Origin of the sequence: Enterovibrio qingdaonensis (genome assembly GCF_028683135.1) — a bacterium.
Taxonomy (GTDB): Bacteria; Pseudomonadota; Gammaproteobacteria; order Enterobacterales; family Vibrionaceae; genus Enterovibrio; species Enterovibrio qingdaonensis.
This window is the reverse complement of record NZ_JAJUBB010000021.1, coordinates 16,569-31,980: the sequence shown is the minus strand read 5'-3', so window position 1 is coordinate 31,980 and position 15,412 is coordinate 16,569. Positions and strand designations below refer to the sequence as shown.

13 protein-coding genes are annotated in these 15,412 nt (G+C 45.9%); 7 read left to right on the top strand and 6 right to left on the bottom strand.

The annotated features are described in order from the left end of the window. Window positions 1-4: 4 nt before the first annotated feature. Together LRP49_RS20865 and LRP49_RS20860 are read right to left on the bottom strand one after the other, a co-directional pair. On the bottom strand, window positions 5-2,401 hold the full coding sequence (locus tag LRP49_RS20865; RefSeq protein WP_274144635.1) for a BNR-4 repeat-containing protein: 2,397 nt from the start codon (window positions 2,399-2,401) through the stop codon (window positions 5-7). A 327-nt stretch (window positions 2,402-2,728) separates the two neighbouring features. After that, on the bottom strand, window positions 2,729-3,421 hold the full coding sequence (locus tag LRP49_RS20860; RefSeq protein WP_274144634.1) for a FadR/GntR family transcriptional regulator: 693 nt from the start codon (window positions 3,419-3,421) through the stop codon (window positions 2,729-2,731). Window positions 3,422-3,872: 451 nt separating this feature from the next. On the opposite strand from LRP49_RS20860, the gene LRP49_RS20855 reads away from it, so the two are divergent. The 5 genes from LRP49_RS20855 (at window position 3,873) to kduD (ending at window position 8,644) form a co-directional block, all read left to right on the top strand. After that, on the top strand, window positions 3,873-4,868 hold the full coding sequence (locus tag LRP49_RS20855) for a sialic acid TRAP transporter substrate-binding protein SiaP (protein WP_274144632.1): 996 nt from the start codon (window positions 3,873-3,875) through the stop codon (window positions 4,866-4,868). Window positions 4,869-5,000: 132 nt separating this feature from the next. Next, window positions 5,001-5,633, top strand: coding sequence for a TRAP transporter small permease (locus tag LRP49_RS20850; RefSeq protein WP_274144630.1), 633 nt, complete (start codon window positions 5,001-5,003; stop codon window positions 5,631-5,633). After that, the gene (locus LRP49_RS20845; protein ID WP_274144628.1) at window positions 5,630-6,907 is read left to right on the top strand and encodes a TRAP transporter large permease; all 1,278 of its coding nucleotides are present in this window, start codon (window positions 5,630-5,632) and stop codon (window positions 6,905-6,907) included. Before LRP49_RS20850 ends, LRP49_RS20845 begins: the two co-directional genes overlap by 4 nt. Window positions 6,908-7,049: 142 nt before the next feature. Further along, a complete protein-coding gene (gene kduI, locus LRP49_RS20840) occupies window positions 7,050-7,880 on the top strand; it encodes a 5-dehydro-4-deoxy-D-glucuronate isomerase (RefSeq protein ID WP_274144626.1) in 831 nt (276 codons plus the stop codon). Between the two features lie 8 nt (window positions 7,881-7,888). Next, window positions 7,889-8,644, top strand: coding sequence for a 2-dehydro-3-deoxy-D-gluconate 5-dehydrogenase KduD (kduD, locus tag LRP49_RS20835; protein ID WP_274144625.1), 756 nt, complete (start codon window positions 7,889-7,891; stop codon window positions 8,642-8,644). A 56-nt stretch (window positions 8,645-8,700) separates the two neighbouring features. On the opposite strand, the gene LRP49_RS20830 is transcribed toward kduD, so the two are convergent. Beyond that, window positions 8,701-9,450, bottom strand: coding sequence for a class I SAM-dependent DNA methyltransferase (locus LRP49_RS20830; protein WP_274144623.1), 750 nt, complete (start codon window positions 9,448-9,450; stop codon window positions 8,701-8,703). A gap of 163 nt (window positions 9,451-9,613) precedes the next feature. Further along, window positions 9,614-11,344 (bottom strand): SMP-30/gluconolactonase/LRE family protein, encoded by a 1,731-nt coding sequence (locus LRP49_RS20825; protein WP_274144621.1) that lies wholly within the window; start codon window positions 11,342-11,344, stop codon window positions 9,614-9,616. 556 nt (window positions 11,345-11,900) lie between these two features. Here LRP49_RS20825 and LRP49_RS20820 point away from each other — a divergent pair. Further along, entirely contained in the window at window positions 11,901-13,139 is a 1,239-nt protein-coding gene (locus LRP49_RS20820; protein WP_274144619.1) for an Nramp family divalent metal transporter, read from the top strand. A gap of 64 nt (window positions 13,140-13,203) precedes the next feature. Here the strand turns inward: LRP49_RS20820 and LRP49_RS20815 are convergent, their stop codons facing one another. Beyond that, window positions 13,204-14,286 (bottom strand): site-2 protease family protein, encoded by a 1,083-nt coding sequence (locus LRP49_RS20815; protein ID WP_274144617.1) that lies wholly within the window; start codon window positions 14,284-14,286, stop codon window positions 13,204-13,206. Window positions 14,287-14,604: 318 nt separating this feature from the next. Here LRP49_RS20815 and LRP49_RS20810 point away from each other — a divergent pair, with 318 nt between their 5' ends. Then, window positions 14,605-14,949 (top strand): DUF805 domain-containing protein, encoded by a 345-nt coding sequence (locus LRP49_RS20810; protein WP_274144616.1) that lies wholly within the window; start codon window positions 14,605-14,607, stop codon window positions 14,947-14,949. 54 nt (window positions 14,950-15,003) lie between these two features. Here LRP49_RS20810 and LRP49_RS20805 read toward each other — a convergent pair whose 3' ends face one another. After that, window positions 15,004-15,345: a thiamine-binding protein gene (locus LRP49_RS20805; protein WP_274144615.1), complete on the bottom strand. Its 342-nt coding sequence runs from the start codon at window positions 15,343-15,345 to the stop codon at window positions 15,004-15,006. Window positions 15,346-15,412 lie beyond the last annotated feature (67 nt).

The following is a 15,412-nucleotide window of genomic DNA, read 5'->3' as shown; positions in this document are numbered from 1 at the left end:
TCCATCAAAGTGCCGGGTCGCAGCGATCATCAATTAAGTTACCGTTCGTGTCGTCAAACACCCGTACGTTGCGAAATATCGACTCGCCGTTCTTTGTGCCGCCGTCATGGTCGGCAATAAACACGAGATAGTTCGTTCGCCCACTTGCAGCGTGCTGCCCTACTGGGATGGTGAAATGTTGGAATTCCCCGCTACCGCCGTAGGTTTTGTAATTCTCATTTGAGGATGGATCAGCTTGCGTGCCATATAGCGCAAAACGGGTTTCCCCGTTGTTGAGAGAGCTATCACCATCCATCGCAATTCCATGGAACTCGCCAAGACGGGTGCTCTTAAAATCAAAGGTAAGCACGGTGCTGGGCGTAATGTCATAGGGTAATTCGACCACGCGCCAACCATTGTCAGTGAGGGTCAAGGTACTGCCATCAGGTGTAACATCAAACGTGCCACCATCTCCTTGGTTAGCGTCATAGTTATCGACTTGGTTTCGGCTAAAGTAGATTTCACTATGGTCTTCAAACAGGGAAATATTGCGGAAGGTGGAGGTACCTGTAGCGTTCGCATCATCATCTGCATTTACAACGAGATGGCCGGCGGAGTAAGGCGAATTAGCGATGAATTTTCCTATTGGCGTAATAAAACGTTCAAAGCCACCATCACTGTGGTAGGTGTCAAAACGCCCTTCGATGCCTGCATCTTTTTGGGTGCCGTACAGTCTGATGCGTTTGCCGTTACTAAGTGCTAGGTTGTTATCCAGTCCGATTGCATGCTCTTCACCTTGAGTCTCAGACTTAAATTCAAATGAAAGCGTAGTGTTTGGTGTGACCCGATAATCAATATCGACGGCTTTCCAGCCATTTCCAGAGACTGTAATACCATTGTTGTCGAATGAAGCAGAACCTTGATCCTGATTGCCACCATAGCCAGTGGTATTGGAAGCATTTGGTGTGATGGTAACAGCTTGACAAGTACTGGCGAGATAGCTGGCGTTTCGGTTGATATACTTCCCTACGACCTTGCTGTCATACCCTTTGAAGAAATACGGTTCGCCCGTACTTTGTAAGTTCCTGTACCCGTTGGTAAATTGCTCATACTTTCCGGTAAACCATACGACGACTTGCTCACTGGGTTTGTTCGCACCAAATGGAACAAAGGGGCGGTAATTGTTATCCGGTGAATCGGACGTTACCGCCTCCCACTGATAGGAATCACCGTTGTTGGTTGTGGTTCCTTTGTAAATCTCATAGTTGGTGGTTTCCTGACCATTGCGCGGGTCAACGTTAGCCGAAATGAAAATTTCGTTTAAATTGTATGGATTTAGGGTGATTCCGCCGGCATAGTCATTCTGAGTGCCGCCGTATTTTGTACCATCTGGTGCGTACATTGGGGCTCGAATGAGAGCATCTCCCGCATCTGCCACCCACTTTTTAATCCAACTACCGCTAGTGCTATCCCAAATGGCTGTATAATAATCGATCGTGTTTTCATCGAGCTGGTGGCTATAGAACAGCACAGGGATGCCGTCTGACCCATAGCGCATTTCATGATTCCACGGCCGTCGTGACGTACCATCTTCGCCGTATTGGTACACGAAAGTAGCATCGTTTTTTCCGAAGGGGGCATCCTGAAGGCTGCCTATTCGCGTGTTGTCGCTTTTATAGACGTTACCGCCCTTGATATACATATGGTAGAGGCTGGTGCGGCTGACTGTCGGGTGCCCATCAGTAAAGAAAACATCAATACGATCTACGCCGTTAGACGCATATTTGGCGTACGCCCGGTCCCACCATTGTGTGCCATTTTGAATAAAGTGTTTCGCTTCACTCGGGTTTTCGCCATTGCTGTCAAAGGTGACGTAGTAAGGGTCACGTGCGCCGACACGAAAGAAGTTGTAGACGCGGTTGTTTTCTGCCGACAGTTGGTACGCGTTGTTGTAGGTTGCACTGCTTGGAATCGGGTAGGTTTTTTCCTCTCCCCAATCTTCTAACGTCAAAGGAAGGGGCGTGTTGGAAACACGATAATACTGGGTACGACGCGCGTCATGCAGGGTGTAGAGAGACATCATTTTACCGTTTTTCAGGGGTAAAATAGCCGCGTTGTTATGATCGTCAGCCTGCTGGAAGCTGCTTAGGTCTATGTCATCACCAATCCTTGAACCCGATTCAAGGTTGAGTGTTGACAAGCCGGTGTGGCCATCGATTTTTACGTAGGAAGTGTATAAGACACCATTGTTGATTCGTGCTCTTTCATCGATATACCAGATGTAAGTACCGTCTTCACTCGCAATGAAGTCGTAATCGGTGTTTACAGGTCCTGCACTTATGCTAGTTGATGCAATAAGCGTAACCAATGCACTGAGCCATCTCGTTGAGTGGAAATGGATTTGTCGTGTTGAGGGGAGCATCTATGTTACCTCTCTGCCATTTAGCTCTCCGTCAAAGCGTGAGAGCAAAAAGCAATTGAAAAGTAACCGACAATAGAAAATAAAACGAAAGTAAAAGTACTCTTCTTTGTCGATTACCGCGAAATGCGTCACTTCTATGTATAAATAGAAATGGCGACAAAGAATGAACAACGCTGGGGTTAGTTTTTGTTCATGATGGAATTTAAGTCAAATTAAATATGTAGTCATTTGATGTTTTGTAATAAGGATCACAAATTACAGATTGGTTTTCCTGATAAGAAGATGCATGTCTTATTAAGTGACCTTTCCTTAAAGACAGTTTGTTAATTAGTTGTTGTCTAACTTTTTATATCTATCTATTCCTTTTTCTAGATGCAGCTGCATAATATTTGATGCACTTTTTGTGTCTCTACTTGCTATATATTGAAATATTGTTTCATGTTCTATGTTAACTTTTTCAAGAAAATCCACTTCATCATCAGGAAGTTGATAAAGATCGATGCGAGAATGAGGGATGATTTGCGGGCCAAGGTGTTCTAAAAGTTTTACAAAGTAAGGATTTCCAGAAGCCTCCGCTATCGCCATGTGAAATTTGAAGTCGGCAGCTGAAATTGCAGTAAAGTCTGATCCTGCGATTTTAAATTGGTGCAGTGATGCTCTGATTTTTTCGAGCTGTTCATCGGTATGATTTTTGGCGGCTAGTTCAGCCGATTTTGTTTCTAAACAAAGACGTAGTTCCAAAATGCTGAGAATGTCTTTCAACGTTTTTGGGTTGAAAATTTCAAGGCGATTTGCGGAGGTTTCTACAACAAAAGCCCCTACGCCTTGCCTTGTGACAACCATGCCGTCAGCGCGTAATCCAGCGATAGCTTCACGTACTACAGTGCGGCTTACACCATATTGATTAATAAGCTTTTGCTCGGAGGGTAACTTATCTCCCGGAGACAATTCACCATCGACAATATTTTTCTTAATTTCTTCAATAAGCTGTGAAGCTAACGTTTTTCGATTACCAAGCATACCGATAAGATTCTCCGTAAAGGCATCAAATTTCTCACATGCCAAGCGCTAAGCATAAGTGATTATTGATGATTTTTTTCAACTATATCAGCCGAACCATTTTGAAAGCGTATGACTATTTGTAGTAACTGTCTACTTTACTAATGGTGAGCATGGTGTCTCTTTATTAATAATATATGACCACAAGCACAATAATTGAATTTATCATAAACGTTAAATTTGCTGTCAATTTCATGTTGAACCGACTTTGCGGTCAAATTAAATCATAGTCTTAACGCTGAGTTTTATTGTTTATATGCTAGTTGATACATATTAATCATTGTCAAAGGTACAGTAAAAATCAACTTGTATGATGACATACATGTGCTAATTTCAATTCGAAAGGATGACAACGCTAGTACGAACAAACACATTTAAAACCCTGTAACACACCAACATAAGGTGAGGAATCATGAATAGTAGGATGCTATTAAAACGAGTTGTATTATTGGTGGTAGGATTTTCAATTGCAGTTCTTGGCTTATTTTCACCAATGTCTATGGCAGCCGAAAAGTTAAAGTGGGCACATGTTTATGAAACATCTACACCGTACCATTCTTGGGCTCTATGGGCGGCAGACGAAATTAAAAAGCGAACGGGCGGGAAATACGAAGTTCAAGTTTATCCTGCTGCTTCACTGGGAAAAGAAAATGAAATTAATGAGTCCCTAAGCTTAGGAACCATTGATATTATTTATACGGGGTCAACATTTGTCGGTCGCTCATTTGGCCCTCTTGCCATTCCAAGTGCACCGTTTATGCTTCGGGACTTCGAACATTTTAATGCATATGCGAATAGCCCACTGTTTTCAGAGTTAAGTGAAGGCTATCGCTCAGTGACGGGGCACAATATCCAGTCACTCGTCTATTACGGACAACGTATGGTGACGTCAAATGAACCCGTATCCAGTCCTGCGGATATGAAAGGCATGAAATTGCGCGTGCCGCCTGCACCGCTTTTCCAGATGTTTACTGACTCCGTTTCGGCGAACGCAACCCCCATTGCATTTTCTGAAGTGTACCTCGCTCTGTCTCAAGGTGTTGTCGACGGGCAAGAGAATCCACTGCCAACAATACAAGCAAAGAAATTCTATGAGGTTCAAAAGTATATAAACCTTACGGGGCATATCATTGATAGCTTGGTGACAGTTGTTGGCAGGCCGACATGGAACAAAATGTCTGACGAAGATAAGGCCGTGTTCAAGGCGGTATTTGTTGAAGCGGCCGCGGGGGCAAGCAACGACATACTTGAATCAGAGCAAAACCTAATTGGCTGGTTTAAAGAACAAGGTGTCAACGTTAACGAGAATATTGATCGGGCGGCATTTCGTGAAGCAGCGATCAAAGTACACAACGGACCCCATGCGTCTTGGTCACAAGATGTGTACGAGAACTTCCAAAACCTCTAACGACACATATTCACTATCAATAAACGTCCATTGTGCTATTTGAACATACGCGATGGAACGCCACGACCTGCTATAGGCGTCAGCTCAATACCCAATAGCAGGTCGAAATCTGCTTCTCGAAAGGAGTTTGACATGTTCGAGGCAAAGGATGCTGCAAATGAACCTGAATTCAAGCAATTAAGCCGTCAAACGAACACTAACCATGGTACGTCTGACCCCATCACTCAAGATACCGACGCCGATATCGGGGGATTCATTGAAGACGAAGACCGCGACTTTGCATGGGGAGACGTAGGTGTACTTGGATGGCTATGTACTCTTGTGTTTTGGGTATTAGCCTTTGTGCTCTTTTTCCAGTTTTTTACACGTTATTTTCTTAACGATTCTGCAGTATGGACGGAAGAAATTGCACGAAACATTTTAATTATTCTCACATTTTTTGGTTCTGCACTCGCGCTTCAACGTAATGCACATATCTGTGTCCAATATTTTGTGTCTCGGATGTCGCGGTCGTTACAAGGGTATATCTACTGGTTTAACACGTTACTTCAATCTTTGTTTTACGCAGGAGCTGTTTACCTCTGTAGTGAAGTAGCAAGTGCTACGCAGTTCCAAAAACTCATGGCAGTTAACGTGTCAAAAAGTGTGATTTACCAGTGTGTTGCCATTGCCTTCGTTGTCATGCTTTGCATCCAACTCGCTCAGGCATGGCACAAGCTAAGGAAGGGTAGTGAGCACGTGGGTAATAAGGGAGATAATTCATGATAGCCATACTATTCATTGCGGCGGCTTTCTTTATTTTTATCGGTTTACCCGTTGCCATCGCCCTAGCGGGTGCGTCACTGCTGTTTATTCTTATTGATGGTTCATTACCCAGTATGGTGGTAATTCATCGCATGGTCAGTGGTGTCGACAGTTTTCCTTTGCTTGCTGTCCCCTTCTTTATTTTGGCGGGGAATCTCATGAACTCCGCAGGGATCACCAACCGTATTTTTGAGTTCGCCAAAGCGTTAGTTGGTTGGCTACCGGGCGGGCTAGGTCATGTCAATGTTGGGGGGAGCGTCGTTTTTGCGGGCATGTCGGGAGCGGCGGTTGCTGATGCCGGAGGCCTTGGCGCAATTGAACTCAAAGCGATGCGAGAAGCGGGGTACGATACGGAATTTTCAGTTGGGATAACCGCTGCGTCATCCACGATTGGCCCTATCATTCCGCCTTCCTTGCCCATGGTGATCTATGGTGTGCTTGCGTCAGCATCAATCGGCAAACTGTTTGCCGCTGGGCTTGTTCCTGGATTGATGATGGCCGTCGCGCTCATGATCATGATCTTCTGGTATGCCAAACGTCGCAACTACCCTGTCGACAGCGCCTTTTCAATTCAGCGAGTGGCGACAAGTACGCGAGGGGCTTTTCTCTCCTTGATGACGCCGCTCATTGTGGTTGGCGGTATAACCACGGGAATACTGACGCCGACTGAAGCGGCAATCGCGGCGGTGGCGTGGGCACTTTTCCTTGGCACCGTCGTGTATCGCTCACTCAATCTGAAACGCTTAGTCATCGTTTCTCTCAAATCAATTGAAACGACCGCCGTCGTCCTTTTCGTTGTTTCAGCGGCGTCGATCTTCGCGTGGATTCTGACTAATCACAACATTGCGTCGGCGATGGCTGAGGGCTTGATGACGATCTCCGACAACAAGTATGTGATCTTATCGATCATTCTTGTATTGCTGATGGTCATTGGCTGTTTCATGGAAACCATTGCGGCAATGACGATTTTAGTGCCCGTATTGCTACCTACTGTCACGCAATTAGGCGTCGACCCCGTTCACTTTGGTGTGATTATGGTGTTGACCTTGATGATAAGCCTTCTGACACCGCCAGTTGGTGTAGTGCTATATGTTTTATCCAGTATATCTAACCTCAGTTTTGAACGGTGTGTTGCCGCGACAGCTCCTTTCTTAGTGCCGTTAGTGGCGGTGTTACTCATTGTCACTTTCGTACCTGATTTGGTGATGTGGCTACCCAATTTAATTTATCCGTAATTCAGCCAATACCGTTTCGAATGTTAAGCGTTGTCGCAAAAAACGCTTAGCTTCACCTATGACCACTATCTAAAAACAGCGCGCCCGGACACTCGTCAAGCGTAGGGCACGCGTACGTCAAATTTTGACCGGGAGGTTCTCAATGAAATGCTATTACTCCACTCACCCGGAAGATTATCAGGGCTATGACACGCAAAAATTGCGTGATAATTACTTGATAGAATCGCTGTTTTGCTATGGCGAGGTCCGTCAGTTCTATTGTTATGACGATCGCCTTATTGTGGCGGGTGTCTGCCCTCAGGGAACGTCTCTGTCGTTAGTCGCAGGTAAGGCACTTGGCGGATTAACCTTTTTTTCTCGTCGAGAAGCGGCGGCCGTCAATCTTGGCGCGGATGGGGTCATTCGCGTAGGTGATGAGGTGTTTTCCCTCGCGTATCGGGAAGCACTTTATGTCGGTAAAGGTGAGCATGATGTGTCTTTTGAAAGTGTTGAGCCGAGTAACCCTGCGAAGTTTTATGTCTGCAGTGCGCCCAGTCACCATCCTTATCCAGTTCGACACATTGGTCGCTCAGATGTAAAAAAAATTCATTTGGGTGATCCAGATACGGCGAATGAACGAATTATTCATCAATATATTCACCCTGATGTTTGCCCGAGCTCGCAATTAGCGTTAGGTCTTACCGATTTAATTAATGCATCAAACTGGAACACAATGCCGTGTCACACGCATTCCCGCCGTATGGAAGCCTATTTTTATTTCTTCGAACAAGATGACACACGGGTTTTTCATTTTATGGGGAAGCCGAATGAAACGCGTCATCTTGTTATTGCAAATGAGCAAGTGGTTATTTCTCCCAGTTGGTCAATTCACAGTGGCGTAGGAACGCGTCGATATAGCTTTATTTGGGCGATGGCGGGCGAAAACCAAGAATTCGGGGATATGGATTTCATCAAAACAGAAGACATGCGTTGAGGAACAAAATGAATCAATTTAGGTTGGACGGAAAAGTTGCGCTAGTAACTGGTGCCTCGAAAGGACTTGGCCAAGCGATGGCTGTTGCACTTGCGAATGCGGGGGCAGATGTGATTGGCGTTGCTCGGTCTTCGACAATACAGACCCAAGCTAGCGTCGAAAAAACCGGGAGCAGGTTTGTTGGTATTCAGGAGAACCTTGGCGAAATGGAAGCGATAAGCTCACTCATGAGTAAGCTGGCGCAAGAAAGACTGGTGCCAGACATACTGGTAAATAACGCGGGCATCATTCAACGAAACGACAGCATTCACTTTACCGAGAAAGAGTGGGACGAAGTGATGGATCTCAATCTGAAAACACTGTTTTTCCTTAGCCAGGCGGTTTCAAAGCAATGGATCAAAAAGCGTCGTCCGGGAAAAATCATCAACATTGCTTCGATGCTGTCGTTCCAAGGCGGTATTCGGGTGCCTTCATATACAGCAAGTAAAACGGGAGTCCTTGGCTTAACGCGAATCGGGGCTTGTGAATGGGCGCAATATGGCATCAACGTAAACGCCATTGCTCCTGGCTACTTTGCAACCGACAACACGGAGGCTTTGCGCAATGACAATGTTCGCGCTGCTGAAATACTCGGCCGCATACCTGCTGGGCGCTGGGGTGAAGCTCAAGATATTACTGGTGCAGCAGTGTTCCTTGCTTCATCAGCATCGGACTATGTGAACGGGGCAGTTCTGGCTGTTGATGGGGGTTGGTTAGCACGCTGATGGGACGCTAAGCAATAACGAAAAGGCCGAGCATGTTCCTCGGCCCTCTTGTCGCATCAACGTTTTACGCAGGCAAAAATCGCATTGCCCGAGGCAAGATCCCAAGGAAGCAACTTATCGTAGTCGTGCTCAAGGATTGTGACGTCGAAGTAAGGCTCCAGTAACGCAGAAAGCTCTTGAAAGGTGACAGCAACCATTGGGTGGTTGTCGTTCCACTCTTCTGTCACTTTGTCGGTTGTTTTTTCAATTCTCAACCTTAATGCCTGCTTATCGCCATCACCGCCATAAAACCAGCCTGATTTGAACGTAAAGTGACTGCCCGCGTGCTCTACGCTGTGCGCAACGAAAGAGTCATTGTTGATCATGTTTTTGGCGACGGCATTGAAGCAGAACATGCCACCCGGTTTTAATGCAGCGTGAACACGTTCGATACAGGCTTCTAGATTCTCTAGGCTTCCGCTGTAATGGATAGAATACAGAAAGCAGGTGATCAAATCATAAGGCTGATCGACCGAAAACTCACACATGTTCTGCAACGAAAACTCGGCTTCTGGGCAGCGCAATTTTGCCAATTCAAGCATGGGTTGGTTTAAATCTAAACCACTGCTAAGGAATCCGCTATCAAGGAAAAATCGCACATGTGGGCCGGTGCCACAGGCCAAATCCAGATGGCGTTTCCCTTCATTACCAAACAGTTGATGTAGTCGACGTACGCAATCACTTTGTGATTGATAGTTGATGTCAGCACACATCAGATCGTAGTAGCCAGACAAGTCAGAATAGAGGGCAGTGGATGCCTGAGTCATCGCTTAAATTCACCAGAAAAACGGAGGTGGCGCATACTATATCGATTGCAAAAAAATGCGAAGCAAATAGCGCTTAAACGGTGCAAATATTTTTGATGGGTAAAGGAGAAGCCACGCCGAATGCGTGGCTTCACTGTATCTGATGGTCAAATATAGCGAGGGATTACTGAGGTTTTGGGCCTGTGACTCTTGCGTAATCAACGTTCAAATCCGTACTCTCTACGCAACAGGACACGCTGGTATTGGTGATTTGAATGCGAAGATAGTTCACGTTCGCAGGGGCTGTAAAGTTGAAATTGATGTTGGTTGAATTGCCTTCATAAAGTGTGAAGCCTTGCGACGCAATGGTACTGTTGTTGTATCCATTGGTGATACGCACCTCGCCACCGTGATTACCGCCCGTGCCGCTACTTTGCGCCCAGAATCGAGTCTGTACGGAATATTGCTGCTCTGGTACAACATTGAAGTATTGATAAACAGCGGCACCTTGTCCTTGTCCTGCCCAGTTAAAGTTATAGGACCCATTGCTGTGATTAAGGTTTTTGGCATTCAATCCGTTTTCAATTTCGCCCCAAACGCCGCGATAATTCATTTCAGGATTGCCAAGTAATTGCATCACCTGGTAATCATCATTGTTGATGGTAACTGTCGCGGATTTAGCATCGCTTTCATCGTCCCTGAACCAAGCTTTAAGCGAGAAGGTTTCATTGCTTTCAAAGATAGAATCTTCGACGGTGTTTACTTTCACCTTCATCCAGCCATTTCCAGCCGGAACGTTGACTTTGTTGGACGTGCTGCTCAAGCTCGCTGTCGTTGATGATCCATCTTCAAATTCAACTGAAACAGAGCCACTGAAATCGCTATTAATAACGGCAGTGCCATTGTTGAGTTGCAGATTAATATCAATGGGAGCAGCTGTGTCTTTATCGAAATTCACAGTGAAGGTCGCGGTCTCCCCTTCCTCGACATTGGCCGTGGTGATACTGCCGACATCATTCACTTTTTCACTCGGGAAAACGGTCTCGGGGTAACAGGTATAGTCTTCCTGTGTGTTTGTTGCGAGGGCACTTAGCCTCGCGGGGATTAACCCGACAGAGGCTTTTTCACCGGTGGCTGGGTTGAGTCGCCAAAGCCAGGTGCTATTGATGTTGCCTGTGACGTTTTGGTTTTTGGCAGCAACCAGCATTTGTCCATTTTGATCTAACGTTGCACCAGTGACGAAATCGATATAGTGAAAGGCTTTAATCGACGCCGCTCCCGTTGACTCGTTAATGATAAATGTTCGGGTATTGCTGACGAAAAGGAGTTCATTGTTGTAGTAGACAAAGTCGCCCCAAGAGGTAAAGCCGCCACTAATCAATCCCGTGTCAAAATCTGCAATGGTGGCTGTGGTTCCGGAAGCAGGGTCAATGGAGAAGATTTTCATGTTGTCGGACGCGATGATTTGACCGGTAGAGGCGTTGAAAGCCATACGAAAAACCGCAGGTACGGTGCCGACAACGGTATGAGTTTTAGAGTCCGGATCGTAATACGCGAGCTGAATAGGTTCCAATGTCGCGGCATGGAAGCTGAGATTGTTGAATTCATCGTCGGAAACAAAGTTTTCCAGCCCTTGCACATGGTAGGTTTTCGGACGAGGAGTGCTGACATAGTAAATACGATTATTAATACTGTCGTACGTCATTGCTGATGCACTAAATTCAGCCCTTGAAACGGCAAGGGCGCGGCTACCATTATATGCCCCAGTTAACTTATTGCTTTCTTGCACGTCTACAAGTATCCCCACATCTCCTCGCCCTGCGTTTAATGAGAACACATTCCCCAAACAGGCAGCGAAAGACTGTTGAGCAAAAACAGCGGATACGACCACAGATACTAACGCCGACTTCTTCATGCTGATCACCTTTGCGTAAGACAGGGTTTGGTTGATTTTGATAACCGAATCATGTTTCCTTGTGATCTGAAGATACGTGTATCTGCAAAGCATATTGCGCATCAAAAATGAGATGCTTCAAAGATGAGAACAAAAGAAGGTGAAAAGTATGATTAGAGTTTGTAGGGGTATTATGTTGTGAGAAGCACCAGCCTATATTTTTCCCTTCATCAAAGTAAGAACTCTCTAATATTCTCATGTAAATCATTCATTAAGTGAAAATTGACACTTCTCGGCTAAGGGGGATGAAAATCAATACGATAAAGGAAAAGAGCGAGATCGAAAACGGAGGGGGCGAATGGTTGTGTCAGTAAATTTAACACTCGGATTCGAGGTTGCCTCTTTGAGAGTTTGAGGGGGTGATGAGTTTGTTTTGCCGCAATTTGCTGAATCACTTATAGGGAGAGCGCGTATTTGGCAAATCGATTCGATTAGTTATACCGATTGGTGCTTGTAGGTTGATGAGCATAGAGTGAATGCCTAGGTTTTCTTCATCTCTTGCGTTGTTGTAGCTTTCATGTCGAACGAAAAAACACCCTTAGCCACCTCAGGACGCCAGTTCTGGCGTCAAAAACTCTTGATGATTGGCCCTGCATTCATCGCCGCGATTGCGTACATCGATCCCGGTAATTTCGCGACAAATATTCAAGCGGGCTCTTCATACGGGTATCAACTTCTGTGGGTCGTGTTGTTTGCCAACTTGATGGCGATGCTCATTCAGTATCTCTCTGCCAAATTGGGAATAGTGACCGGTAAAAATCTCGCTGAACACCTGAGAGAGCGGTTGCCCAACAAACTATCTACGCGCCTTTATTGGGTACAAGCGGAACTCATTGCGATAGCAACGGATTTGGCGGAGTTTATTGGCGCATCTGTCGGGTTCCAGTTGCTATTTGGCGTGAGCTTGATGGAAGGCGCGATGATCACCGCCGTTGCAACGATTGTTATTTTGGCGTTGAACAAACGTGGACAGAAACCGCTGGAGATTGTTGTCGGTGGGCTGTTGCTGCTGGTGGCAGGGATATACGTTGTTGAATTGTTCTTTTCTCACCCTGAGACAGGCGCGGTAGTTAAAGGGTTGTTTGAACCCAAGCTCGACAACGCAGAGCAAGTCTATCTTGCGGCGGGAATTTTGGGTGCGACCGTTATGCCACACGTTATTTACCTGCATTCCGCACTGTTTAAAGACGATTACGGGCTGTCCAAATCTTATCGACTTCGTTCTACGCGGGTAGACGTGACCGTGGCTATGGTGATTGCGGGGTTCGTTAACATCGGTATTGTTGCCATGGCGGGAGCGGTTTTCTTCCAAACGGGTCGTCAAGATATCGCATCAATTGAAACGGCATACATGACGCTCACCCCTTTGTTGGGTACGTTTGCCGCGCATCTTTTCGCGCTCTCTCTGATTGCATCAGGTTTGTCTTCTACCGTAGTGGGAACGTTAGCAGGGGATGTGGTGATGCAGGGATTTGTTCAGTTCTCTATCCCGCTGTGGGTTCGCCGCGTAGTCACCATGGTGCCGTCATTTATTGTTATTGCATTGGGCGTCAATACCACCGAGATATTGGTGTTAAGCCAAGTGGTACTGAGCTTTGGTATTGCGTTGGCGATTATTCCTTTGCTCATGTTCACCAAAAATCGTGCATTGATGGGGGATTTCGCGAATAAACCATTGACGACGTATGTCGGGGGTATCGTGGTCTTGCTTGTGCTGACGTTGAATATTTTCTTGCTGTGGACGTTAGTTTTTTAGCTAGGTGGAAGACAGTATAAGCAGAAAGAAAAACACCAGCCTCGGCTGGTGTTTTTTATTTGAATTAGCTTTGAAGGATCATCAAAGGCAGTGCCAGCATGTCGTCACCCATGGTGGCGAAATACATGATCACACCGACCAGAGCCCCGACGGTCGCTAAGTACCATAGCGTGCTGAACACTTGTCCATAGCGGCTCAAAGGTAGCAGATGGGAGTGATGGCGGTATTTCCATTCAAATATGATTTCGGCACTGCCGATGAGCAGTAAAAATCCGAGCAATGCCAATCCAAAGGTATAACTGACAAACACCCCAATCGCGGCACCTGCAATGCAGGCAATGAGGCCAGCAATGCTGTTCATAGAAAAGCTAATGCTTTTTAAAATATGCCCACCGTCAAGTGGGAGGATCGGCAGCAGGTTGAAGAGGTTCAATAACGCATTAAAGGTGGCAAGCCCTGCAAAGAAAATATTGCCTGTGACCCAATAAGCCACCATTGCCGCGAGTGACATAAACAAGCCAAACGTCGGACCCATAATGGAAATGACGACATCTTGCCAGCGCGTATTGATCTTCTCATCGGACAGAGCCAAACCGCCCATAAATGGAATGAGGTAAAACCCTTTAACCTTCATGCCGAAATATTTCATCGCGCGGATATGTCCGTACTCATGCACCACTAAACAGGCGATCAGTGCGAGTGCGAATTGCCAAGAGAATAGCCAGGAATAGGCCGCGAAGCTTGCGCCTGCCAGCACCACTTTAATGACCTTGGCACTTTTGAATAGCTTGAGACCGAGAGAGGCTAAACCAATCAGGCTGAGCTTGGGTTTGGCTTCTGGCGTCACAACTGGTTGTTGGCGTTCAATGTCTTTTTCATTGCGAGAACCGGACTCGATCAGCTCTCCATTCACGCTGACGCGGTAGTCCACAACGAAGGGTTGCCACTGAATGTTAGAAATTACATCGACGGTGATAATGTGGTCGTCAGCGGTCAATTGGAAAGAGTGTGTTTTTTCACCTTCGTTGTCTGCGCTTGCCGCAAGTTGAGAGACGAGTTGGTTATCCCAGAAAAGGGCTTGCCAGCCAGCCATAGACGCTTCCAAGCGAAGAGGTTTACCTAAGCAGGTAAGGTTGAATAGTTCCAAAGTATTGTCGTTTTGATTGGTTTACTGTGAGCGCATCTTAACGTTTTTAAGCGAGAGGGTGAAGCGAGCGAATTTGGGTAAAAGCCAAGACATCGTGATGAAATCACGCTTTTATCTTTCCTTATTCAGAACAGCCGGATAGACAGGAAATGCCGAAATTGCTTTTTACGAATAGTGGGACACTGGTGGGCTGGCGTTTCTTGTAGGATCTGATTTTCGCGCAAGAGGAGCATCGCTTGGTAGAAGGTGGTATCTAGCGAAATGCACTAAAAAATAAAGTCATTAACTCACTGGTTGCAAAAATAAGGAAATTACGACATGGAATATTTTATTGGGGCATTAAAAAAGTATGCAGACTTCACGGGCCGAGCAAGAAGAAAAGAATATTGGATGTTTATCCTGTGTTATGCGCTTCTTTATGTCGCCTTTGTGGTCATTGACCTAATAACGGGGATAGAGTTACTCACCGCTGTGTATTCGATTGCTTTACTTATTCCTAGTTTGAGTATCGCAGCAAGAAGGCTTCATGATACCGGGCGCAGCGGTTGGTGGCAGTTGATAGCGTTAATTCCTGTCATTGGGTGGATTATCCTTATTGTTTTCTTGGCTCAAGACAGTCATGACGACAATAAGTATGGTGCTAACCCAAAAGCGGGAATGTAAATTGTCTTGAGTAAAACGTGCCGTCATGGTGAATATCACGATGACGGCAGCAGGTTACTTATCTACAAACATGTAGTTGGCTTTGGTTACACCCCTATCATAGGTACAGAAGGTGTCGGTAGCGGCTTCGGTTTTACTGTGGATCTTAATGTTTGTGATCACTTCCACCGCCCCTGCTTCATAACACGCTTGTTGCGCATTTTTCACGATCTCGAGTAGCTGATTCAATTCGCCCTTCATTGTGGTTTCCATCGCGCCGACTTGGTAAGGCACGTTTGCGGCTTTAACAACCTCAATGGCTTTATCGACAACTTCAAAGTTGTTGCCTTCTTTTAGGCGCGGAATGACTTGAAACGCTACAAAAACGTCCTTAAGGACTGGGTTATCGTTATTCATTGTGTTTTGTGGTTATAAGACTGAAAGGCGGGAATGCTACCACTTTTTTATTTTGTGGTATTGGACA